We start from the raw sequence: 17,493 nt of genomic DNA on the forward strand, positions 1-17,493 counted from the left end.
TTAGATTATTAAACGGATGAAAAAATTAATTATTGCAAGCACTTCTACTTTACACGGAGGCGCTTACCTTGAATATTTACTACCTACGCTCGAAGTACATTTTAAAGATTGCAAATCGTTGCTTTTTGTACCGTATGCGAGACCGGGCGGCATTAGCCACGACGACTACACTAAAAAAGTAGCTGAAACATTCGCTACTATAAATATCAGTGTTAAAGGGCTTCATGAATTTAACAACCCCGAGCAGGCAGTAGCCGATGCCGAAGCCATATTTACAGGTGGCGGAAATACCTTTTTACTGGTTACCCAACTGTATCAGAACAATGTAATGACTGCCATTAAAAAAGCCGTAGAGAACGGAACACCATATTTAGGAAGCAGTGCCGGAAGTAACATTACGGGGCTGACGATGCAAACCACAAATGACATGCCTATCATTTATCCGCCTAGCTTTAATACGCTTGCATTAATTCCGTTTAACCTTAACCCGCATTACCTTGACCCTATTGAAGGCTCTACCCACATGGGTGAAACACGTGAAACCCGAATAAATGAATTTCATAAAATTAATCCACAGCCGGTACTGGGATTGCGTGAAGGCAGCTGGCTTGAAGTACATGGCGACAAAATAACCCTTAAAGGCGATTTACAGGCCAGACTTTTCCGTCAGAACAAAGAACCCGAAGAACTGGAAACCGGAAGCGACCTGTCAGATCTTAAGTAAACAATAATGGCAAAAAAATTAGACAAAATACTGGTAGTAGATATTGAAGCTACCTGCTGGAATGGTCCCAACCCTCCGGGCATGGAAAACGACATCATAGAGATCGGCATCTGCCTGCTCGATATACACACCGGAGATATTACCGATAACCGCGGTATAATTGTAAAACCCGAGCGTTCGGAAGTCAGCGAGTTCTGTACAGAATTAACTACCATAACTCCTGAAATGGTAACTGAACAAGGCATATCGTTTAAAGAAGCCTGCGCAATACTTAAAAAAGACTATATGTCGCAAAGCCGTGCATGGGCAAGTTTTGGCGCATATGACCTCAAGCAGTTCCAAAGGCAATGCAGCGCAGTGAATGTTGGCTATCCTTTCGGTCCATCACATTAATGTAAAGACGCTTTTCGCCTTGAAAAACAAGCTGGGACACGAATAGGGAATGGCAGGCGCACTCGCTATGCTGAACATTCCGTTGGAAGGTACACATCACAGAGGTGTGGATGACGCGAAGAATATTGCCAAGATATTGAATAAAATTCTTGAATAATGGAAACCGTAAATTTCTAACGAACAGAAAGTGGGTTTTCTAATAAAAAAACTCATCCCTCTACACAAAACAATTTCAAATCAAGCTCATCACTTTCCTTTAGAGAAGGCTGCTGTGAGAGCAATAAAAAAAGCCCAAACATAAGTTTGGGCTTTTTAACGCAGAGCGGAAGACGAGGCTCGAACTCGCGACAACCAGCTTGGAAGGCTGGAGCTCTACCAACTGAGCTACTTCCGCGTTATTGTGGTGCAAATATACAACCACTTTCCATATTCGCAAACTTTTCAATGAAAAAAATTAGAGGTTTTTTCACCATCAGCACTTAAATTATTTATTATTAATTCGTTACCTCAATAAAAAATTTTCATTTTTTTTCTATCCATCAGCATTAGCGATTCCTCCTAAACTTCCGCTTTTTACTGAACCGGAATATTGGGCAGTAGTAACCCGATGTTAGGTCTTCACCTTTAACACCTCTTTTACAAATAATTACATTTTTCGCAATAAATCATTTTGTAAATTTAGTAAAAGCTAATTTCAAACGTTATGATGAAGGTAGCCTGCATAATACTAAGTATATTTTTTCTTGCCTCCTGTAAAAACACTGCCGGGGTAAAAGAAAAACAACCTGCTGTTGTGGTAAATACCCAACACCTGAAAAACAAGCCTCATACTATCGACAGGAATTTTCTTGAAGAGGCAAGCAAAGGCATAAAAGATTTTTATTCTTCAAATGCATTCAAAACCGTATGGACTGAAGAAAAAAACCGCATCGCCCTGCTTGAGTCTATAAAAGATGCTGCTAATGACGGATTGCTACCCTCTGACTACAACCTCAGCAAACTGGAAGAATTCGAAAACAAGATCGACATTACTGAAGACCAATGCGTACATTATGATATTTTGCTAACGCAGTCGTTCCGCAAGCTTGCTAATCATTTATTCAAAGGAAAACTCACCCCTTATAAAGTGTATAACGACTGGGCGCTGCCTACAAAAAACTTTGACAGCAATAGAATGCTAACTGAAGCATTAGTCAAAAATGACATAAAAAAGACACTCGAAAAATGCAGGCCTACCCACAAAATGTATGTAGGACTCAGGGAAGGCATGATTTTTTTAAACAGTCTGCCAGACGACAAAAACCTAAGAAAGATTGACATTAGCGCTGCCATAAAACTGAAAGATTCCGGAAACGTAGTAACTGATATTAAAAACAGGCTGGTTTACTGGAAAGACCTCAATCCTGCCGATGCCACGGGAAACGTATACGACCGTAAAACGATGAAAGCCGTAAAACGTTTCCAGAAACGTCACGGCTTATATCCTGATGGCGTTGTGAGTACCTCAACAGCAAAGGCATTAAACACAAGCCTTACCGCCCGTAAGCAGCAGTTAATCGCTAACCTTGAACGCTGGCGCTGGTTCCCTTATGATTTTGGTAAAAATGCATTACTCATTAACATACCAGAATACCAACTGGCAGTTATAGAGGAAAACGACACCATAGAAATGTATAAAGTAGTAGTTGGCAAGCCCGAACGAAGAACTCCGGTGTTACATGCCGTGCTGAACAATCTGGTTATTAACCCCACCTGGACGGTACCTCCTACTATACTTAAAGAAGACCTTACTCCATCGGCCTCTGAAGACAGGAGTTATTTTGCAAATCACAACATGAAAATATACAAACATCGCGACACTATAGAAACGCTGCCTGAAGACTGGGATCCCGAAAAGGCTGACCACTATAGGTATGTACAGGGTCCGGGCGTAAATAATTCTTTAGGGCTGGTAAAGTTCAATTTCAGAAACAGTTTTAGTGTTTACCTGCACGATACAAACCACAGGGAACTTTTTAAAAGAGGCTATAGGGCATTGAGTTCAGGCTGTGTGCGCGTACAGGATCCGCTGAAGCTTGCAGGTTATGTTCTCGAAAAAGAAGAAGCCGACTGGACAAAAGAAAAACTGGATGAAATGATTGCCGAAGGGGAAACAAAAAACGTGAGCCTCAATAAAGCGACTCACGTTCATCAGTTATATTGGACCGCCTGGATGGATAAAGGTGGTTTGCAATTCAGGAATGACATTTATAATCTTGACAGTGTACTCTATAAAAAATTACGACAGTAATTTAGAGGAAGCCGCATAGCTTTGAGAAGGATGGTAGATAAAAAGGCATGATTTTCCTTTTATCAGATTGATCACTTCTTTATTAAGCGTTGGCGGCAGCGCAGGACATCCCTGGCTTCTGCCTAATCTTTTATGTGCTTTGATAAAACCTTCAGTAACATAATCAGCAGCATGCATTACCACAGCCCTGCTGCGTGCATTACTGTTGATACCCTGCTCCAGTCCGTCAAGACGAAGCGAAGCCCCGTGTTTACCCTGATAGATCTCACCTGTAGCATAAAAACCAAGGCTGCTTTTATTAGAACTTGCAACATTTGAGAAAGCAGTAGCAAACTCGTCGCCACTATTTCTTCCGTGTGCTACAAGGGTATTATAAAGTACCGTATTGGTAGCCATATCGATAATCCAAAGTCTTTTTGTGTTAGACGACTGACTGAAATCGATTAGCGTTAAAATATCTTTTTTTATTTTACCCTCAGCCTTAAGCTTTTTAAAACCATTCATGGCTTTCTGAAAGCATTCAAACTTTGGCATAGACAGCGAATGTGCCCTGATAGTATTGTACACTGAAACAGTCTCGGATACAGCATTTACTTCTGCATTATTAGTTTTTACAGGAGTTTCGGCGTGTTTTGGTGTTGTTGTACTAATTGTAAAGAACAAAAAGAAAACCGACGTAAAAAAGTTGTAAACCATATTTAATCTAGTAGTTGTGTTTTTTAGACAGCGGCTAAAATAGTTAAAGAAAACTTAACAAAAAAATAGCAACACTGTTAAAATCAATTATTTAACATTTATCATTTGGCAAGCCTCTTCCCAGGCGCTACCTCTCACTTCATCAATAATTAACACTATAACGGTCTCGTAATAAAGATATTGTACCAATCTTAATTTTTTTGTAAATATTCTGAAAATTGGATGCAAAAACAATCTCTCTTGCGAAATAAATGGGCAATTTATAGTAATTTTAGCCCTCGTTATCGGGTTAATAATAACCCAAAATCGTGCCAAAAAATCATAATATTCTAAAAATGAACAAGAAAGTAATTTTAATGATACTTGACGGATGGGGTAAATCACCTGATCCAAAAGTGTCTGCCATAGACAATGCTAATGTCCCTTTTATCAATAGCCTCTACCAAAACTACCCTAACGCTTCGCTTCGTACCGACGGCCTTAACGTAGGACTTCCTGAAGGGCAAATGGGGAATAGTGAGGTAGGCCACATGAACCTTGGTGCAGGCCGTATCGTATACCAGGATCTTGTAAAAATCAACCTGGCGGTTCAAAACAATACCCTTGCTCAGGAAAAGCCTCTTGTAGACGCTTTTAACTACGCTAAAGAAAACAATAAAAAAGTACACCTGCTAGGACTGGTTTCTAACGGAGGGGTTCACTCACATATCGATCACCTTAAAGGACTTGTAGATGCTACTGAGGCAGCAGGCCTTGACAAAGTTTACATCCATGCGTTTACTGACGGTCGTGATGTTGACCCAAAATCGGGAGTATTTTTTATTTCTGAATTAGAAAACCACATCAAAAACACCCATGCAAAACTAGCCTCAATAGTAGGACGTTACTATGCAATGGATCGTGACAAACGTTGGGAAAGGGTAAAACTTGCCTACGACCTTTTGGTTAATGCAGAAGGAACTCCTTCTACCAATGCAGTTGACAGCATCCATAACAGTTACAATGAAGGTGTTACGGATGAGTTCATTAAACCTATTGTAATGACCGATGACGCCGGGCAACCTTTAGCAAAAATAGAAGAAGGTGATGTAATTATCTTCTTTAACTTCCGTACCGACAGAGGAAGACAGCTTACTGAAGTGCTAAGTCAGTATGACATCCATGAGCAGAACATGCACAAACTAAACCTTTATTATGTTACCATGACCAATTATGACGACAACTATACAGGCATTCACGTAATATATGACAAAGACAACCTGACCGAAACATTAGGTGAGGTGGTATCACGCAATGGCAAAAAACAAATTCGTATTGCCGAAACCGAGAAATACCCACACGTTACTTTCTTCTTCTCAGGAGGAAGGGAAGAGCCTTTTGAAGGCGAAAAACGCCTGCTTTGTCCATCACCAAAAGTTGCTACTTACGACCTTAAGCCGGAAATGAGTGCTTTTGATCTTAAAGATGCTCTTGTTCCGGAACTTAAAAAAGGTGAGGTAGATTTTGTATGCCTGAACTTTGCCAATGGCGACATGGTAGGACATACAGGTGTTATGGAGGCTGCCATTAAAGCTTGTGAAGCCGTAGATGCCTGCGCAAAAGAAGTTATTGAAACGGCTCTTGAAAACGGTTACACAAGCATAGTAATTGCTGATCACGGTAACTGCGAAACGATGATAAACCCTGACGGATCGCCTAATACGGCGCACACTACTAATCCGGTGCCTATCATCCTTGTAGACAAAGACCTTAAACATGTTAAAGATGGTATACTAGGTGATATTGCCCCTACTATCCTTGACCTGATGGGACTTGAACAGCCGGCTGTTATGACAAGGCATTCATTAGTTTCATAGTAACAAAGTTGCAAAGCAACTAAGTAAAAAGGCCTGCAGAATATGAATTCTGCAGGCCTTTTTATGAGATGTTCTTTAACGATTCAAAGTAAGCCTTATCAATTGCCTCTCTATGGTCAGGGTGGGCGACATTAGTTAATGCTGTGGCGCGTTGTCGTAATGTCTTGCCATATAAATCGGCAATACCATATTCGGTAACTACATATTGTACATGGGCACGCGTGGTAACCACCCCTGCCCCCTGTTTTAGGAAAGGTACGATTTTGCTTTCCCCATTTTTAGTTACTGATGGCAAAGCAATAATAGCTTTTCCGCCCTCGCTGAGCGATGCTCCACGAATAAAATCCATTTGTCCGCCAACTCCGGAATACATTTTAGAACCAATAGAATCGGCACATACCTGTCCGGTAATATCAACTTCGATAGCAGAATTGATAGCAACCATTTTTGGATTACGGCGGATTACAGATGTATCATTTACAAATGATGATTCTCGCATTGAGATAAATGGATTGTCATTTACAAAATCGTAAAGCCTTTGTGAACCGATCAGAAATGTAGCCAGTGCCCTGTTCTTAGTCACCCCTTTGTATTTACAATTGATTATTCCCTGTTCGATCAGGTCAATTACGCCATCGGAGAACATCTCGGTATGCAACCCAAGATTCTTATGATTGGTCAGTTTTGCCAACGCTGCGTTAGGTATCGAACCAATACCCATCTGAAGCGTACTACCATCTTCAATTAGCGAAGCTACAAATCCCCCAATTAGGGCTTCCTGCTCTGTAATTATATCTGAACCGTGACCATAAAGGGGCATATCTACTTCTACAAGATAATCAATATCCGAAACTTTGATAACACTATCTCCAAAGGTTCTCGGCATTTGCGGATTGACCTGTGCTATTACAATCTTAGCCATTTCGATAGCTGCTTTTGTCGCTTCTACTGAAACACCCAGCGAGCAATAACCATGACTGTCAGGAGGTGAAACATGAATAAAAACAACATCGAGATGCACTATGTTATTCCTGAACAAACGGGGAATCTCACTAAGGAAGACCGGCGTATATGAACCGTTGCCGGCGGCGATGGTATGCCTTACATTTTTGCCTATAAAGAAAGAATTTACGTGAAAACTATCACTCAACTCAGGATTCGCATAAGGTGCTTCACCTTCTGTATGCATGTGGCAAACCTCAACATTACGCAATTCTGATGCTCTTTCAGATAATGCTTTAGTTAAAACCGTTGGAGTTGCCGCAGCTGCCTGCACATAAATCCTGTTTCCTGACTGTACTACTTTTACGGCCTCAGCCGCAGTTACATATTTACTCATACCTATAAAAGTTTAAAGCAAAATTAGTTTCACATAAAGATATAAAACATGACATAACTCATGTTATACAACCATTTAAAATAATCATTATAAAAATCGTACTTTTGCCGTGGTAAAAAATTAGAGCATGAGCATGATCATCCCAAAAACGAGAGAAGAAATTGAACTGATGCGCCAAAGCGCACTTATGGTTTCTAAAACATTAGGCATGATTGCCGCAGAAATAAAACCGGGTGTTACAACACTTGAACTTGACAGAATGGCCGAAGAGTTTATTCGTGATCATGGTGCAATACCTGGCTTCAAAGGACTTTATGACTGCCCTTCAACCCTTTTAACAAGCGTTAACGAGCAGATAGTTCATGGCCTGCCAACAAACCGCCCAATCCAGGAAGGTGATATCGTATCGGTAGATTGTGGCGCTATCATGAACGAATTTTACGGAGACCATGCTTATACCTTTGAGATAGGCGATGTAGCTCCTGAGACTAAAAAACTATTACAGGTTACCAAAGAATCACTTTATGTGGGCATCCGTGAGTTTAAAGCCGGAAACCGTGTAGAAGACGTGGGTAACGCTATCCAGAAATATACCGAAGCGCATGGTTATGGTGTAGTACGTGAGCTTGTAGGCCACGGACTTGGACGCAAGATGCATGAAGCTCCTGAAATGCCAAACTATGGCAAACGTGGGCGTGGTAAAATTTTTGTTGAAGGTATGGTTGTTGCAATCGAGCCTATGATCAACATGGGAACTAAAAACATAAAACAGCTTAAAGATGGCTGGACAATTGTTACCAGAGACGGGAAACCTAGTGCTCACTTTGAGCATGATGTTGCTCTTGTAGATGGTAAACCGGAACTGCTTTCTACATTCGCCTACGTATACAAAGCTTTAGGCATTGAAAGCACTGAAGAAGATGAGTTCAGAGCTAAACCGCTTGTGATTTCGTAATGAAGAAACTTTTTAAGTTAATACTCAATACCATACCACGTCCATTACTGATAAGACTCAGTTATGTGGCGCGACCGGTACTTGCTGCTGCCCTGAAGGGTAACACCCATACCGACCCTATAGATGGTAAAAGCTTTAAAAACTTCCTGCCCTACGGTTACGGACACCAACGCAATAATGTGTTGGCACCGGGAACGCTTTCATTAGAAAGACACCGTTTGTTATGGCTATACCTTAATAAAGAGACTGATTTTTTCACAGCTCCAAAAAAGGTATTGCATTTTGCTCCGGAACAGGCTTTTTATAAGCGTTTCCGCAACCAGAAAAACCTGGATTACACTACTACCGACCTATACTCGCCTCTGGCAGATGTTAAGGCGGATATTTGTAACCTGCCGTTTGAAGACAATGCATATGATCTTATACTATGTAATCACGTATTGGAACATATCCCGGATGACACCAAAGCGATGCAGGAACTATACCGTGTTTTAAAACCTGGCGGCATGGCTATTTTACAGATCCCTCAGGATTTGAGCCGCGAAACGACTTTTGAAGACGACAGCATTACCGATCCGAAAGAACGTGCTAAAATCTTTGGACAATATGACCACGTAAGGGTATATGGACGCGATTATTTTAACAAGTTGAGAAGTATTGGTTTCCGTGTAGTTGAAGAAGATCATACTAAAAAACTAACTCCGGAAGAAGTAGAACGTTACTGTCTGGCAAAAGGTGAAATCATCCCTGTTTGCTACAAAGATTAATTTTTTGCTTAAACTACATAAATCAAAAATCCCTGCTATTGTCTTTAGCAGGGATTTTCTTTTTAACCTCTATAGTAAAAACGAAAAACATTAACTTTTCTCGGGCATAAGTACACCTATAATCTTATCTTTTGTAAGGTACTTTTTAGCCACTTCCTGAATATCTTTAGCCGTAAGTGCATTTACCTTTTCTTCAACCGTAAGGATATCTTCCGGATTTTCTCCCTGTGAGTAAGAACTCCTGAAGTTACTAACCCAGGTACGATTCTCTTTAATATTCTTCTTATAATCCAGTAACTCACCTTCTTTATATTTGGCAAGATCTTTTGCTTCTGGACCATTTTCGATTATCTTTTTTATTTCAGCCAATGCCGACTCTGTAAGCTTGTCTACATTTTCAGGACCACACGGGAAAGAAACCGTAAATCGATATGTACCGTAAGGAACCTTTCCTAATCCACCACTGACATTCACACCATACACACCACTCTCTTTCTCCCTAAGCTCCTCTACAAGTTTAATAGTCAGGATTTCACCAAGTGCCTGCATAGCCAGATCTTCTTTAGGGCTGTATTTTGTTTCTCCTCTATACCTGATCATAACTTTACTCTTAGGCTCAGTACCTTTATAAATTATTTTTTTATGCTCACCCTTTAATGGACGTATACCTAAATCAACAATTTTCTCCCTTTCTTTTGTCGAAGGCAGCGAAGCTATGTATTTTGCAGAAAAATCTTCAATAGCTTTATCATCTATATTACCCACAAAAAAGAATTCAAAATCTCCTGCATTGGCAAAACGCTCTTTGTATTTTTTATACGCCAGTTCATAATCTGTGTTTGCCCAATCTTCGTCAGAAGGAAACATTGGAGTAAACCTCGGATTGTCTTTACCTGTAAACTTAAGTAGTTCACTGGTAAAATAAGTATCCGGATTAGAGCCCATATTAGCAAACATTGATTTTCTTTTTTTCTCATAGCCTGCATAAGCATCCATATCAAAATTCATATCTGTAAAATAGGCATGTATCATCTGAAACATGTATTCCATATCTTTAGGTGTCGAACTACCTCTCAAACCTTCAGTTTCGTCATATACATAAGGTCTGACATTTACAATCTTACCGGTCATAAACTTATTGATATCATTTAATTTCAGACCTGAAAAACCTGCGTCTGGCAATCCTGATTCAGCCCAATTCGTTTTGAGATAGTCATTAGTAGAATAAAGATTTGACCCTCCAAGGCTTACTGCCTCAAGCAAAACCTCATCATTCTTAAAATCAGTTTTTTTATAGGTAACCTTTGCGCCGTTAGAAAGCGTTAAAGTAGTGGTACCCAGTTTAGCATTCGTCTCTTTTTTAGTGACTTTTCCGGGCTTTACCTCTTTCCTCAATAGACTTGAAGCAATTACACCTTCATCATAAGGCTTAAGATTATCTGACTTAGCATTCAGCACAGCCAATACTTCCTGTTCTGTTGGTTGTTTTACCCCTTCTTTTTCAGGCCCGGTAATTACAACCACACGATTATCGTCTTTTACAAATCCGTTTACAAGCCCATTTATATCATTAAGACTTATTTGAGGCAATACTTTTTGCAGGTAGCTATACATCCATTCAATACCGGGAGCAGGTTCTTTATCAAGGAAATTTGCCTGATACTGCCCTACAAAAGCAGAAGAATTCATTTTATCCCTCTCTTTATAGCTACGTTCCATACTTGTCAGGAAATCTGTTTTTGCCCTATCCAGTTCTCCTTGTGAAAAACCATACTTTTTAACACGGTTATTTTCTTCAACAAGAACTTTAAGTGCATCAAGCTGCTTGCCATCCTGCGTCATTGCAACAGACTGATACGCTTCTTTGGTTCTTGCCATTGTCCCACCGTGCGAACTAAAACCATAAGTAAATGGCGGCGTAGGCGAATTGGTAAGTTCACGTAGCCTTTTATTAAGCATTACTGCATACAAACGTTCTGTTAAACGTTTTTTGTAATCATCTAAAGTTACAACAGGCTTAGCCTCGTCATGATCTTTATACATAACCTGTACCTCGCTACCCGAAGCTTCTTTATCACTTTCGATTGCTACAAAAGTTTCTTTATGATTAGGAAGGTCGTATACTTTTCTTGGACGCTCATTTTTAGGGTTTTCATAAGATGAAAAATGCGCATGGATCTTTTTTTCCATTTCAGCAACATCAATATCGCCCACAACAATTACAGCCATCAGATCCGGCCTGTACCAGTCTTTATAGAATTTTTTGATCTTGTCATACGTAAAATTCTCCAGGATTTGTTTTTGTCCTATAGGGAAGCGGTTTACATAATGCGACTGATACATTACCTTCGGCATGAATCGTTTCATCATCCTGTTGTCAGCATCAAGGCCAAGGCGGTATTCTTCGAGAACAACACCTCTTTCCTTGTCAATTTCTTCAGGAGAAAGAATAGTATTAAACGCCCAGTCTTCAATTATTTCAAAACCTTTTTCAAGTTTGGCAGGATCATCACTGGGAATAGGAAGAAAATAAACCGTTTCATCAAAACTGGTGTAGGCATTTAAGTGCTGCCCGAATTTTACCCCGATACTCTGAAGGTAATCTACCAACTGATTTTTAGGAAATCGTTCCGTACCGTTAAAACACATATGCTCCATAAAGTGAGCCAGTCCCTGCTGGTCATCATCTTCAAGAATAGAGCCTGCATTTATAACAAGCCTCAGGTCTACTTTGTTTTCAGGTTTTGCATTTTTTCTGATGTAGTAGGTAAGCCCATTTTTAAGTTTTCCAACTTTCACATTTGGGTCAAACGGGATTGGATCACTCCCTTTGAGCTCCTGTGCAAAGCCCATAACAGGCATAGCAGCAAGGAAAACCCATAGTTTTAGGTTTTTCATTTTATAATTGGTTTATAGTTTTGGTTTCATAAAGAACTGAAAAATAAGGATATTATTATAAAATTTAAAAGAAAAGCCTCACAACTATTTTGGCGCGCTTATTGCTGACGATAAAAATCGCAGATATAATATATTTAGTATCTTTACCGTTCAAGTTAAAAACAAAACAAATGACAAACGCCTTCAAAAGGCTTATTGCCTTAGTGTTTCTTACTTTTTTGCCTTTTGTGGCTTTTTCTCAGGTTCAACAGGAAATAGCTCCTCCTTACAACATAAAAACCGTTGCTTTTATGAAAGATGGCCAAAACGCTTATCCATTTTTCAGGCTTAATGAACCTTTCACTTTTGTTTTTGATGATCTTTTTGGCAATGAGGCCAACTACTATTATAGTATCCAGCATTGCAATTACGACTGGACACCATCGTCTATGTTAAGCATAAATGATTATATCCGTGGTTTTGACACGCAGCGAATCCAAAACTATACAAACTCATTCAATACCCTTCAGATTTATTCTCGCTACACGTTGGCATTCCCAAACAAGTTTACCACACTGCTACTTAGCGGTAATTATATTTTAAAGATACTTAATGAGGATCAGGAAGTAATTTTTACGAGAAGATTTGTATTGTATGAAGATATGGCAACTGTTCCTGTCCAGGTAAAAAGAACAAGGGACATGTCTACCAATCTCGAAAAACATAATCTCGATTTTTCTATAAAAAGCAGAGGATTTATATTTCAGATGCCATTACAAAATGTAAAAATAGCTTTATTCCAAAACGGACGATTTGACAATGCTATTTACAATGTAAAACCACAATATACCATTGGTAACGATCTTATTTACAAATATGATAAGGAAACCCAGTTTTGGGCAGGAAACGAATACCTTTATTTTGAAAACAAAGACATTCGCAACGCGGTTAACAATGTAGTACGAATAACTGCCGGTGAAATTTACAATACTATATTATACACCAATGAGGCAAGAGCCAATAAGCCTTATACTTTTTTTCCTGACGTAAATGGTAATTTCGTGACGAAGAACATTAACCTGAGCGTTACGGACCCAATGGTGGAATCCGATTACACATGGGTATTCTTTAGCCTTAGCGCACCGGCTTATTATGGCAAAGACCTTTACATAGGTGGTATGTTTAACAATTATGCTAAAACTCCTGAATACAAAATGGACTACAACGAGAAAACCAAATTGTATGAGAAGGCCGTTATGATGAAGCAGGGTTTTAATAACTACATGTACATCAGCACCGATAAAAATGGCAAAGTAGATGGTAAAAATGCTGTAGATGGTAACTTTTACCAAACAGAAAATGAATACACCATATTAGTATATTACAGGGAGAACAACGATCGTTACGACAAGGTAATCGGGGTAGGGACCGCAAACTCAACAGATATTATAAACTAAAAATCAATTAGTTAAATATTACTTTCACATAATTTAATCTTTGAAAATTAGTCCTAACGTAATAAATTTGTATTTTTGTTAATAGGATTGAGAACCGTTAAACAGGTTTAGCATGGTAACACAGATAACAAGAGGCATAAAAATTTCGGTATCCACTAATTTTGAAGGGACTTACTTCAAAAATTACAGGATTCAGTTTGCATTTAGCTATGAGATAACCATAGAAAACCAAAGCAAAGACTCTGTACAGCTTAATACCCGCCACTGGGAGATTTACGATTCGCTTAATGATATCGAAATTGTAGATGGTGAAGGTGTTATAGGTAAAAAACCTGTTCTTAAGCCCGGAGAAAAACACACTTATAGTTCCGGATGTCTTTTAGCTTCACCATTTGGAGCCATGAGAGGTTATTTCAACATGATCAACTTTACTACAACCCGTTCATTCAGGGTAATGGTGCCTACTTTCAGGCTAAGCGCTCCATTTGCCATAAACTAACATTATAATCAGCATATTGCCTTTTTTCCTGTATTATTTGCAATTACAGGAACAATAATTTATTGTACATTTGCAATACTTTAATTTAATCCTTTAAAATTACATTACACTATGCCAAAAGGAATATATAATGTACCTAAAGCTATTAACGAACCTGTTAAGGCTTACGCTCCCGGATCTAAAGAAAGAGAGCAGGTACTTGCCGCTTTTAAAGAAATGTACAACTCTACAACTGATGTACCTTTATACATAGGTAGCGAAGAAATCCGCACCGGAAAAACAAGAACCATAAACCCTCCATTCGATCACAAAAAAGTAGTCGGTGTTTTTCATGATGCTGAAAAAGAGCATGTAGAAAAAGCTATAGCTGCTGCACTTGCTGCTAAAAAGAAATGGGCTGCACTTTCGTGGGAACACAGAGCATCTATTTTTCTTAAGGCTGCTGAGCTTTTAGCAGGTCCTTACCGCGCTAAGATCAATGCTGCTACGATGATTGGCCAGGCTAAAACGGTTCATCAGGCAGAGATTGATTCAGCTTGTGAATTTATCGACTTTCTGCGTTTTAACGTAGAGTTCATGACAAAAATATACAACGAACAACCTATATCTTCAGAAGGTATATGGAACAGAATGGAGCACCGCCCTCTTGAAGGATTTGTATATGCTATCACTCCATTCAACTTTACAGCTATTGCCGGTAACCTTCCTGCTTCTCCTGCCCTTATGGGTAACGTAGTGGTTTGGAAACCAAGCGCAACTCAAATGTTAAGCGCGAATGTTATCATGGAAGTGTTTAAACTTGCAGGACTACCTGACGGTGTTATCAACATGATTAACGGTAGTGCAGGAATGCTGACAGAAACGATCATTTCAAGCCCTGATTTTGCAGGTGTTCACTTTACAGGATCTACAGGTGTATTTAACGACATTTGGGCTGGGATTGGTAAAAACATCAACAAATACAAAACATACCCAAGAATTGTAGGTGAAACAGGAGGTAAAGACTTTGTTATTGCTCACCCGTCATCAATTCCTGCTCAGGTAGCAACAGCGCTTTCAAGAGGTGCTTTCGAATATCAGGGACAAAAATGTTCGGCTGCATCAAGAGCTTACATCCCTCAGTCTATATGGCCTGAAGTAAAAGAGCAAATGGTAAAAGACCTAGCTTCTTTTAAAATGGGTTCTCCTGAAGACACTACTAACTTCGTATCAGCTGTTATCACTGAAGGTTCATTCGACAAGCTGGCAAAAGCTATCGATGCTGCAAAAGCTTCAAACGAAGCTGAAGTAGTTATTGGTGGTGGTTATGATAAATCAGTGGGATGGTTCATCGAGCCTACGGTTATCGTTACAACCAATCCCAAATATGACACTATGGAAACAGAGCTTTTTGGCCCTGTACTTACAATATATGTTTATGAAGATGCTAAATGGAGTGAGACACTTAAACTAGTTGATGAAACTTCACCATATGCACTTACAGGCGCTATCTTCAGCCAGGATCGTTATGCTATCGAAGAGGCTACTAAAGCACTTGAGAATGCTGCTGGTAACTTCTACATCAACGACAAACCGACAGGCGCCGTTGTAGGACAGCAGCCATTTGGTGGTGCAAGAGCATCAGGCACTAACGACAAAGCAGGTTCTGTACTAAACTTACTGCGTTGGGTATCGCCAAGGACGATCAAAGAAACGTTCGTTCCGCCAACAGACTACAGATATCCTTTCTTAGGATAATCCATATACAGAAAAGCCCCGCAATGCGGGGCTTTCTTATTATAAGGCATAAATTATTTAAACTTTATATTTCATGGCAAGGTGAACCACTTTTTTAGTTTCAAAGAATTCATCTTCAAAATAATCAGAAAGATTATATAGCGTTACCCTTTGGAAAACAGCAAGCTCTTCGGTAAGGTCACCGCCTTTAAGGTAAAGTATACCGTTAGGAAGATCGTGGTTTTGTTCTTTCTTGATCTTGCCTCTCACCCATACTACAAAATCGGGCATGTTAGTCACTGCACGGCTCACGATAAAATCGAAATCTTTATTTACCGTTTCAGCTCTTTTTTGTTCTGCATTTACATTCTTAAGTCCCAGCCCTTCAGCAACACCCTGAACCACCTTTATTTTCTTAGCGATAACATCGATGAGGTAAAAATTGGTTTCCGGAAAAAGGATTGCCAACGGAATACCCGGAAATCCGCCGCCAGTACCTACATCCATTACATGAGCGCCCGGCTTAAATTCCATTACTTTGGCTATACCCAGTGAGTGCAGCACATGGCGCGTATATAACTCGTCGATATCTTTTCTCGAAATCACATTTATTTTAGCATTCCATTCTTTGTACAATTCTTCAAGTTTGGCAAATTGGGCAACCTGAACCTCAGTAAGGTTAGGAAAATGCTTAAGTATCTCCTGCATGTTTTTAATTTTGAACAAAAGTAATCATTTCCGTGATGAAATTTTGCATCAATTTTTGCGTTTACCTCTTCATTAATACCTACCTTTGAAACCCAAGATTATAAACTTGTTATGCATATAAACCCACCCATATTTTCAAAGAATGACTCTATAAAATTCTTCAGAACGCTAAATAAGCGCGTTAATGATTATTTTAAAGAGAATAATATAAAAAAAACAGGCAACTGGAAACTTCATTTAAAAGCATTTATTATGTTTTCGATGTTACTGGCGCCATACTTCATAATTCTTGCTTTAGACATGCCGCTTTGGGCACAGCTGCTGCTTTCGGTTGTTATGGGTATTGGCATGGCTGGCATCGGGATGAATGTAATGCACGATGGTAATCACGGTTCGTATTCCGACAAATCATGGCTTAATAAATTCATGGGCGGAAGCCTTTACCTTTTAGCAGGAAATGTGAACAACTGGCAGGTACAGCACAATGTGCTGCACCATACGTATACCAACATACATGGTCATGATGAAGATCTTGATGCAGGCCGTGTTATACGCTTTACACAGAGCGCCAAATGGAGAAGATTCCATAAATTCCAGCATTACTATTCTATTTTCCTGTACGGATTACTAACGTTCAACTGGGCTATAACCACAGACATACGCCAGATGAGACGTTACATAAAAAGAGGTCTTTCGTATGGCGAATTCCAGAGCCCTATTAAACAGTGGACCGTTTTGGTGATAACTAAAATCATCTATGTATTGGTATGGATTGTTACCCCAATGCTGCTTGGCATTGTTTGGTGGGAAGTACTTATAGGATTTTTTGTAATGCATTATGTTGCAGGACTTATACTGAGCGTGGTATTTCAATTAGCACACGTAGTTGAGGAAACTGCCAACCCTGTTCCTGACGAAAATGGCGAAATGGAAAATACCTGGGCAATTCACCAGTTGTACACTACAGCTAACTTTGCCCCTAAAAACAAGATCATAAACTGGTTTACCGGAGGTCTTAACCACCAGATAGAACACCATATATTCCCAAACATCAGCCATATCCATTATGGAGCTATCGCAAAGATCGTAAAGGAAACTGCCAAAGAACACAACCTGCCCTACCATGAATTCAAGACTATGAGAGGCGCTGTTGCTGCACATTTCAGACACCTGAAAGAACTGGGAATGAAACCTGCACTGAATTAATAAAAAACAC

The 17,493-nt window shown here is 39.5% G+C and carries 14 protein-coding genes and 1 tRNA gene; 10 read left to right on the forward strand and 5 right to left on the reverse strand.

Annotated features, from left to right (window positions below; all coding sequences use genetic code 11):
- Positions 1–16 precede the first annotated feature (16 nt).
- Together pepE and DEU42_RS12220 are read left to right on the forward strand one after the other, a co-directional pair.
- A complete protein-coding gene (gene pepE, locus DEU42_RS12215; RefSeq protein ID WP_114758587.1) occupies positions 17–724 on the forward strand; it encodes a dipeptidase PepE in 708 nt (235 codons plus the stop codon).
- Positions 725–730: 6 nt separating this feature from the next.
- Positions 731–1,117 (forward strand): 3'-5' exonuclease, encoded by a 387-nt coding sequence (locus DEU42_RS12220; protein WP_317047652.1) that lies wholly within the window; start codon positions 731–733, stop codon positions 1,115–1,117.
- A 321-nt stretch (positions 1,118–1,438) separates the two neighbouring features.
- Here DEU42_RS12220 and DEU42_RS12225 read toward each other — a convergent pair.
- A tRNA-Gly gene (locus DEU42_RS12225) sits at positions 1,439–1,511 on the reverse strand.
- Positions 1,512–1,820: 309 nt separating this feature from the next.
- Here DEU42_RS12225 and DEU42_RS12230 point away from each other — a divergent pair.
- The gene (locus DEU42_RS12230) at positions 1,821–3,407 is read left to right on the forward strand and encodes a murein L,D-transpeptidase (protein WP_114758588.1); all 1,587 of its coding nucleotides are present in this window, start codon (positions 1,821–1,823) and stop codon (positions 3,405–3,407) included.
- On the opposite strand, the gene DEU42_RS12235 is transcribed toward DEU42_RS12230, so the two are convergent.
- Positions 3,396–4,103 carry a murein L,D-transpeptidase catalytic domain family protein gene (locus DEU42_RS12235; protein WP_114758589.1) on the reverse strand — a complete coding sequence of 236 codons (708 nt, stop codon included), beginning with the start codon at positions 4,101–4,103 and terminating at the stop codon, positions 3,396–3,398. The two genes, DEU42_RS12230 and DEU42_RS12235, sit on opposite strands and share 12 nt — an antisense overlap.
- Before the next feature lie 335 nt (positions 4,104–4,438).
- On the opposite strand from DEU42_RS12235, the gene gpmI reads away from it, so the two are divergent.
- A complete protein-coding gene (gene gpmI, locus DEU42_RS12240; RefSeq protein ID WP_114758590.1) occupies positions 4,439–5,959 on the forward strand; it encodes a 2,3-bisphosphoglycerate-independent phosphoglycerate mutase in 1,521 nt (506 codons plus the stop codon).
- A gap of 61 nt (positions 5,960–6,020) precedes the next feature.
- Here gpmI and DEU42_RS12245 read toward each other — a convergent pair whose 3' ends face one another.
- Positions 6,021–7,298 (reverse strand): acetyl-CoA hydrolase/transferase family protein, encoded by a 1,278-nt coding sequence (locus DEU42_RS12245; RefSeq protein WP_114758591.1) that lies wholly within the window; start codon positions 7,296–7,298, stop codon positions 6,021–6,023.
- A 133-nt stretch (positions 7,299–7,431) separates the two neighbouring features.
- On the opposite strand from DEU42_RS12245, the gene map reads away from it, so the two are divergent.
- On the forward strand, positions 7,432–8,253 hold the full coding sequence (gene map, locus DEU42_RS12250; protein WP_114758656.1) for a type I methionyl aminopeptidase: 822 nt from the start codon (positions 7,432–7,434) through the stop codon (positions 8,251–8,253).
- Complete coding sequence (locus DEU42_RS12255; RefSeq protein WP_114758592.1) at positions 8,253–9,020, forward strand: class I SAM-dependent methyltransferase; 768 nt, start codon at positions 8,253–8,255, stop codon at positions 9,018–9,020. Before map ends, DEU42_RS12255 begins: the two co-directional genes overlap by 1 nt.
- A 90-nt stretch (positions 9,021–9,110) precedes the next feature.
- On the opposite strand, the gene DEU42_RS12260 is transcribed toward DEU42_RS12255, so the two are convergent.
- Positions 9,111–11,918 carry a M16 family metallopeptidase gene (locus DEU42_RS12260; protein ID WP_114758593.1) on the reverse strand — a complete coding sequence of 936 codons (2,808 nt, stop codon included), beginning with the start codon at positions 11,916–11,918 and terminating at the stop codon, positions 9,111–9,113.
- Between the two features lie 170 nt (positions 11,919–12,088).
- On the opposite strand from DEU42_RS12260, the gene DEU42_RS12265 reads away from it, so the two are divergent.
- The 3 genes from DEU42_RS12265 to pruA all read left to right on the forward strand — a co-directional run bounded on the left by DEU42_RS12265 (position 12,089) and on the right by pruA (position 15,590).
- Positions 12,089–13,354: a DUF5103 domain-containing protein gene (locus DEU42_RS12265; protein ID WP_114758594.1), complete on the forward strand. Its 1,266-nt coding sequence runs from the start codon at positions 12,089–12,091 to the stop codon at positions 13,352–13,354.
- A gap of 112 nt (positions 13,355–13,466) precedes the next feature.
- Complete coding sequence (gene apaG, locus DEU42_RS12270; protein ID WP_114758595.1) at positions 13,467–13,853, forward strand: Co2+/Mg2+ efflux protein ApaG; 387 nt, start codon at positions 13,467–13,469, stop codon at positions 13,851–13,853.
- 111 nt (positions 13,854–13,964) lie between these two features.
- A complete protein-coding gene (gene pruA / locus DEU42_RS12275; protein WP_114758596.1) occupies positions 13,965–15,590 on the forward strand; it encodes an L-glutamate gamma-semialdehyde dehydrogenase in 1,626 nt (541 codons plus the stop codon).
- Between the two features lie 57 nt (positions 15,591–15,647).
- Here pruA and rsmG read toward each other — a convergent pair whose 3' ends face one another.
- Positions 15,648–16,277, reverse strand: a complete 630-nt coding sequence (rsmG, locus tag DEU42_RS12280; RefSeq protein ID WP_114758597.1) for a 16S rRNA (guanine(527)-N(7))-methyltransferase RsmG — start codon at positions 16,275–16,277, stop codon at positions 15,648–15,650.
- Positions 16,278–16,388: 111 nt separating this feature from the next.
- Here rsmG and DEU42_RS12285 point away from each other — a divergent pair, with 111 nt between their 5' ends.
- On the forward strand, positions 16,389–17,483 hold the full coding sequence (locus DEU42_RS12285; protein WP_114758598.1) for a fatty acid desaturase family protein: 1,095 nt from the start codon (positions 16,389–16,391) through the stop codon (positions 17,481–17,483).
- Positions 17,484–17,493 lie beyond the last annotated feature (10 nt).

Origin of the sequence: Flavobacterium sp. AG291 (assembly GCF_003350375.1) — a bacterium.
GTDB lineage: Bacteria > Bacteroidota > Bacteroidia > Flavobacteriales > Flavobacteriaceae > Flavobacterium > Flavobacterium suzhouense.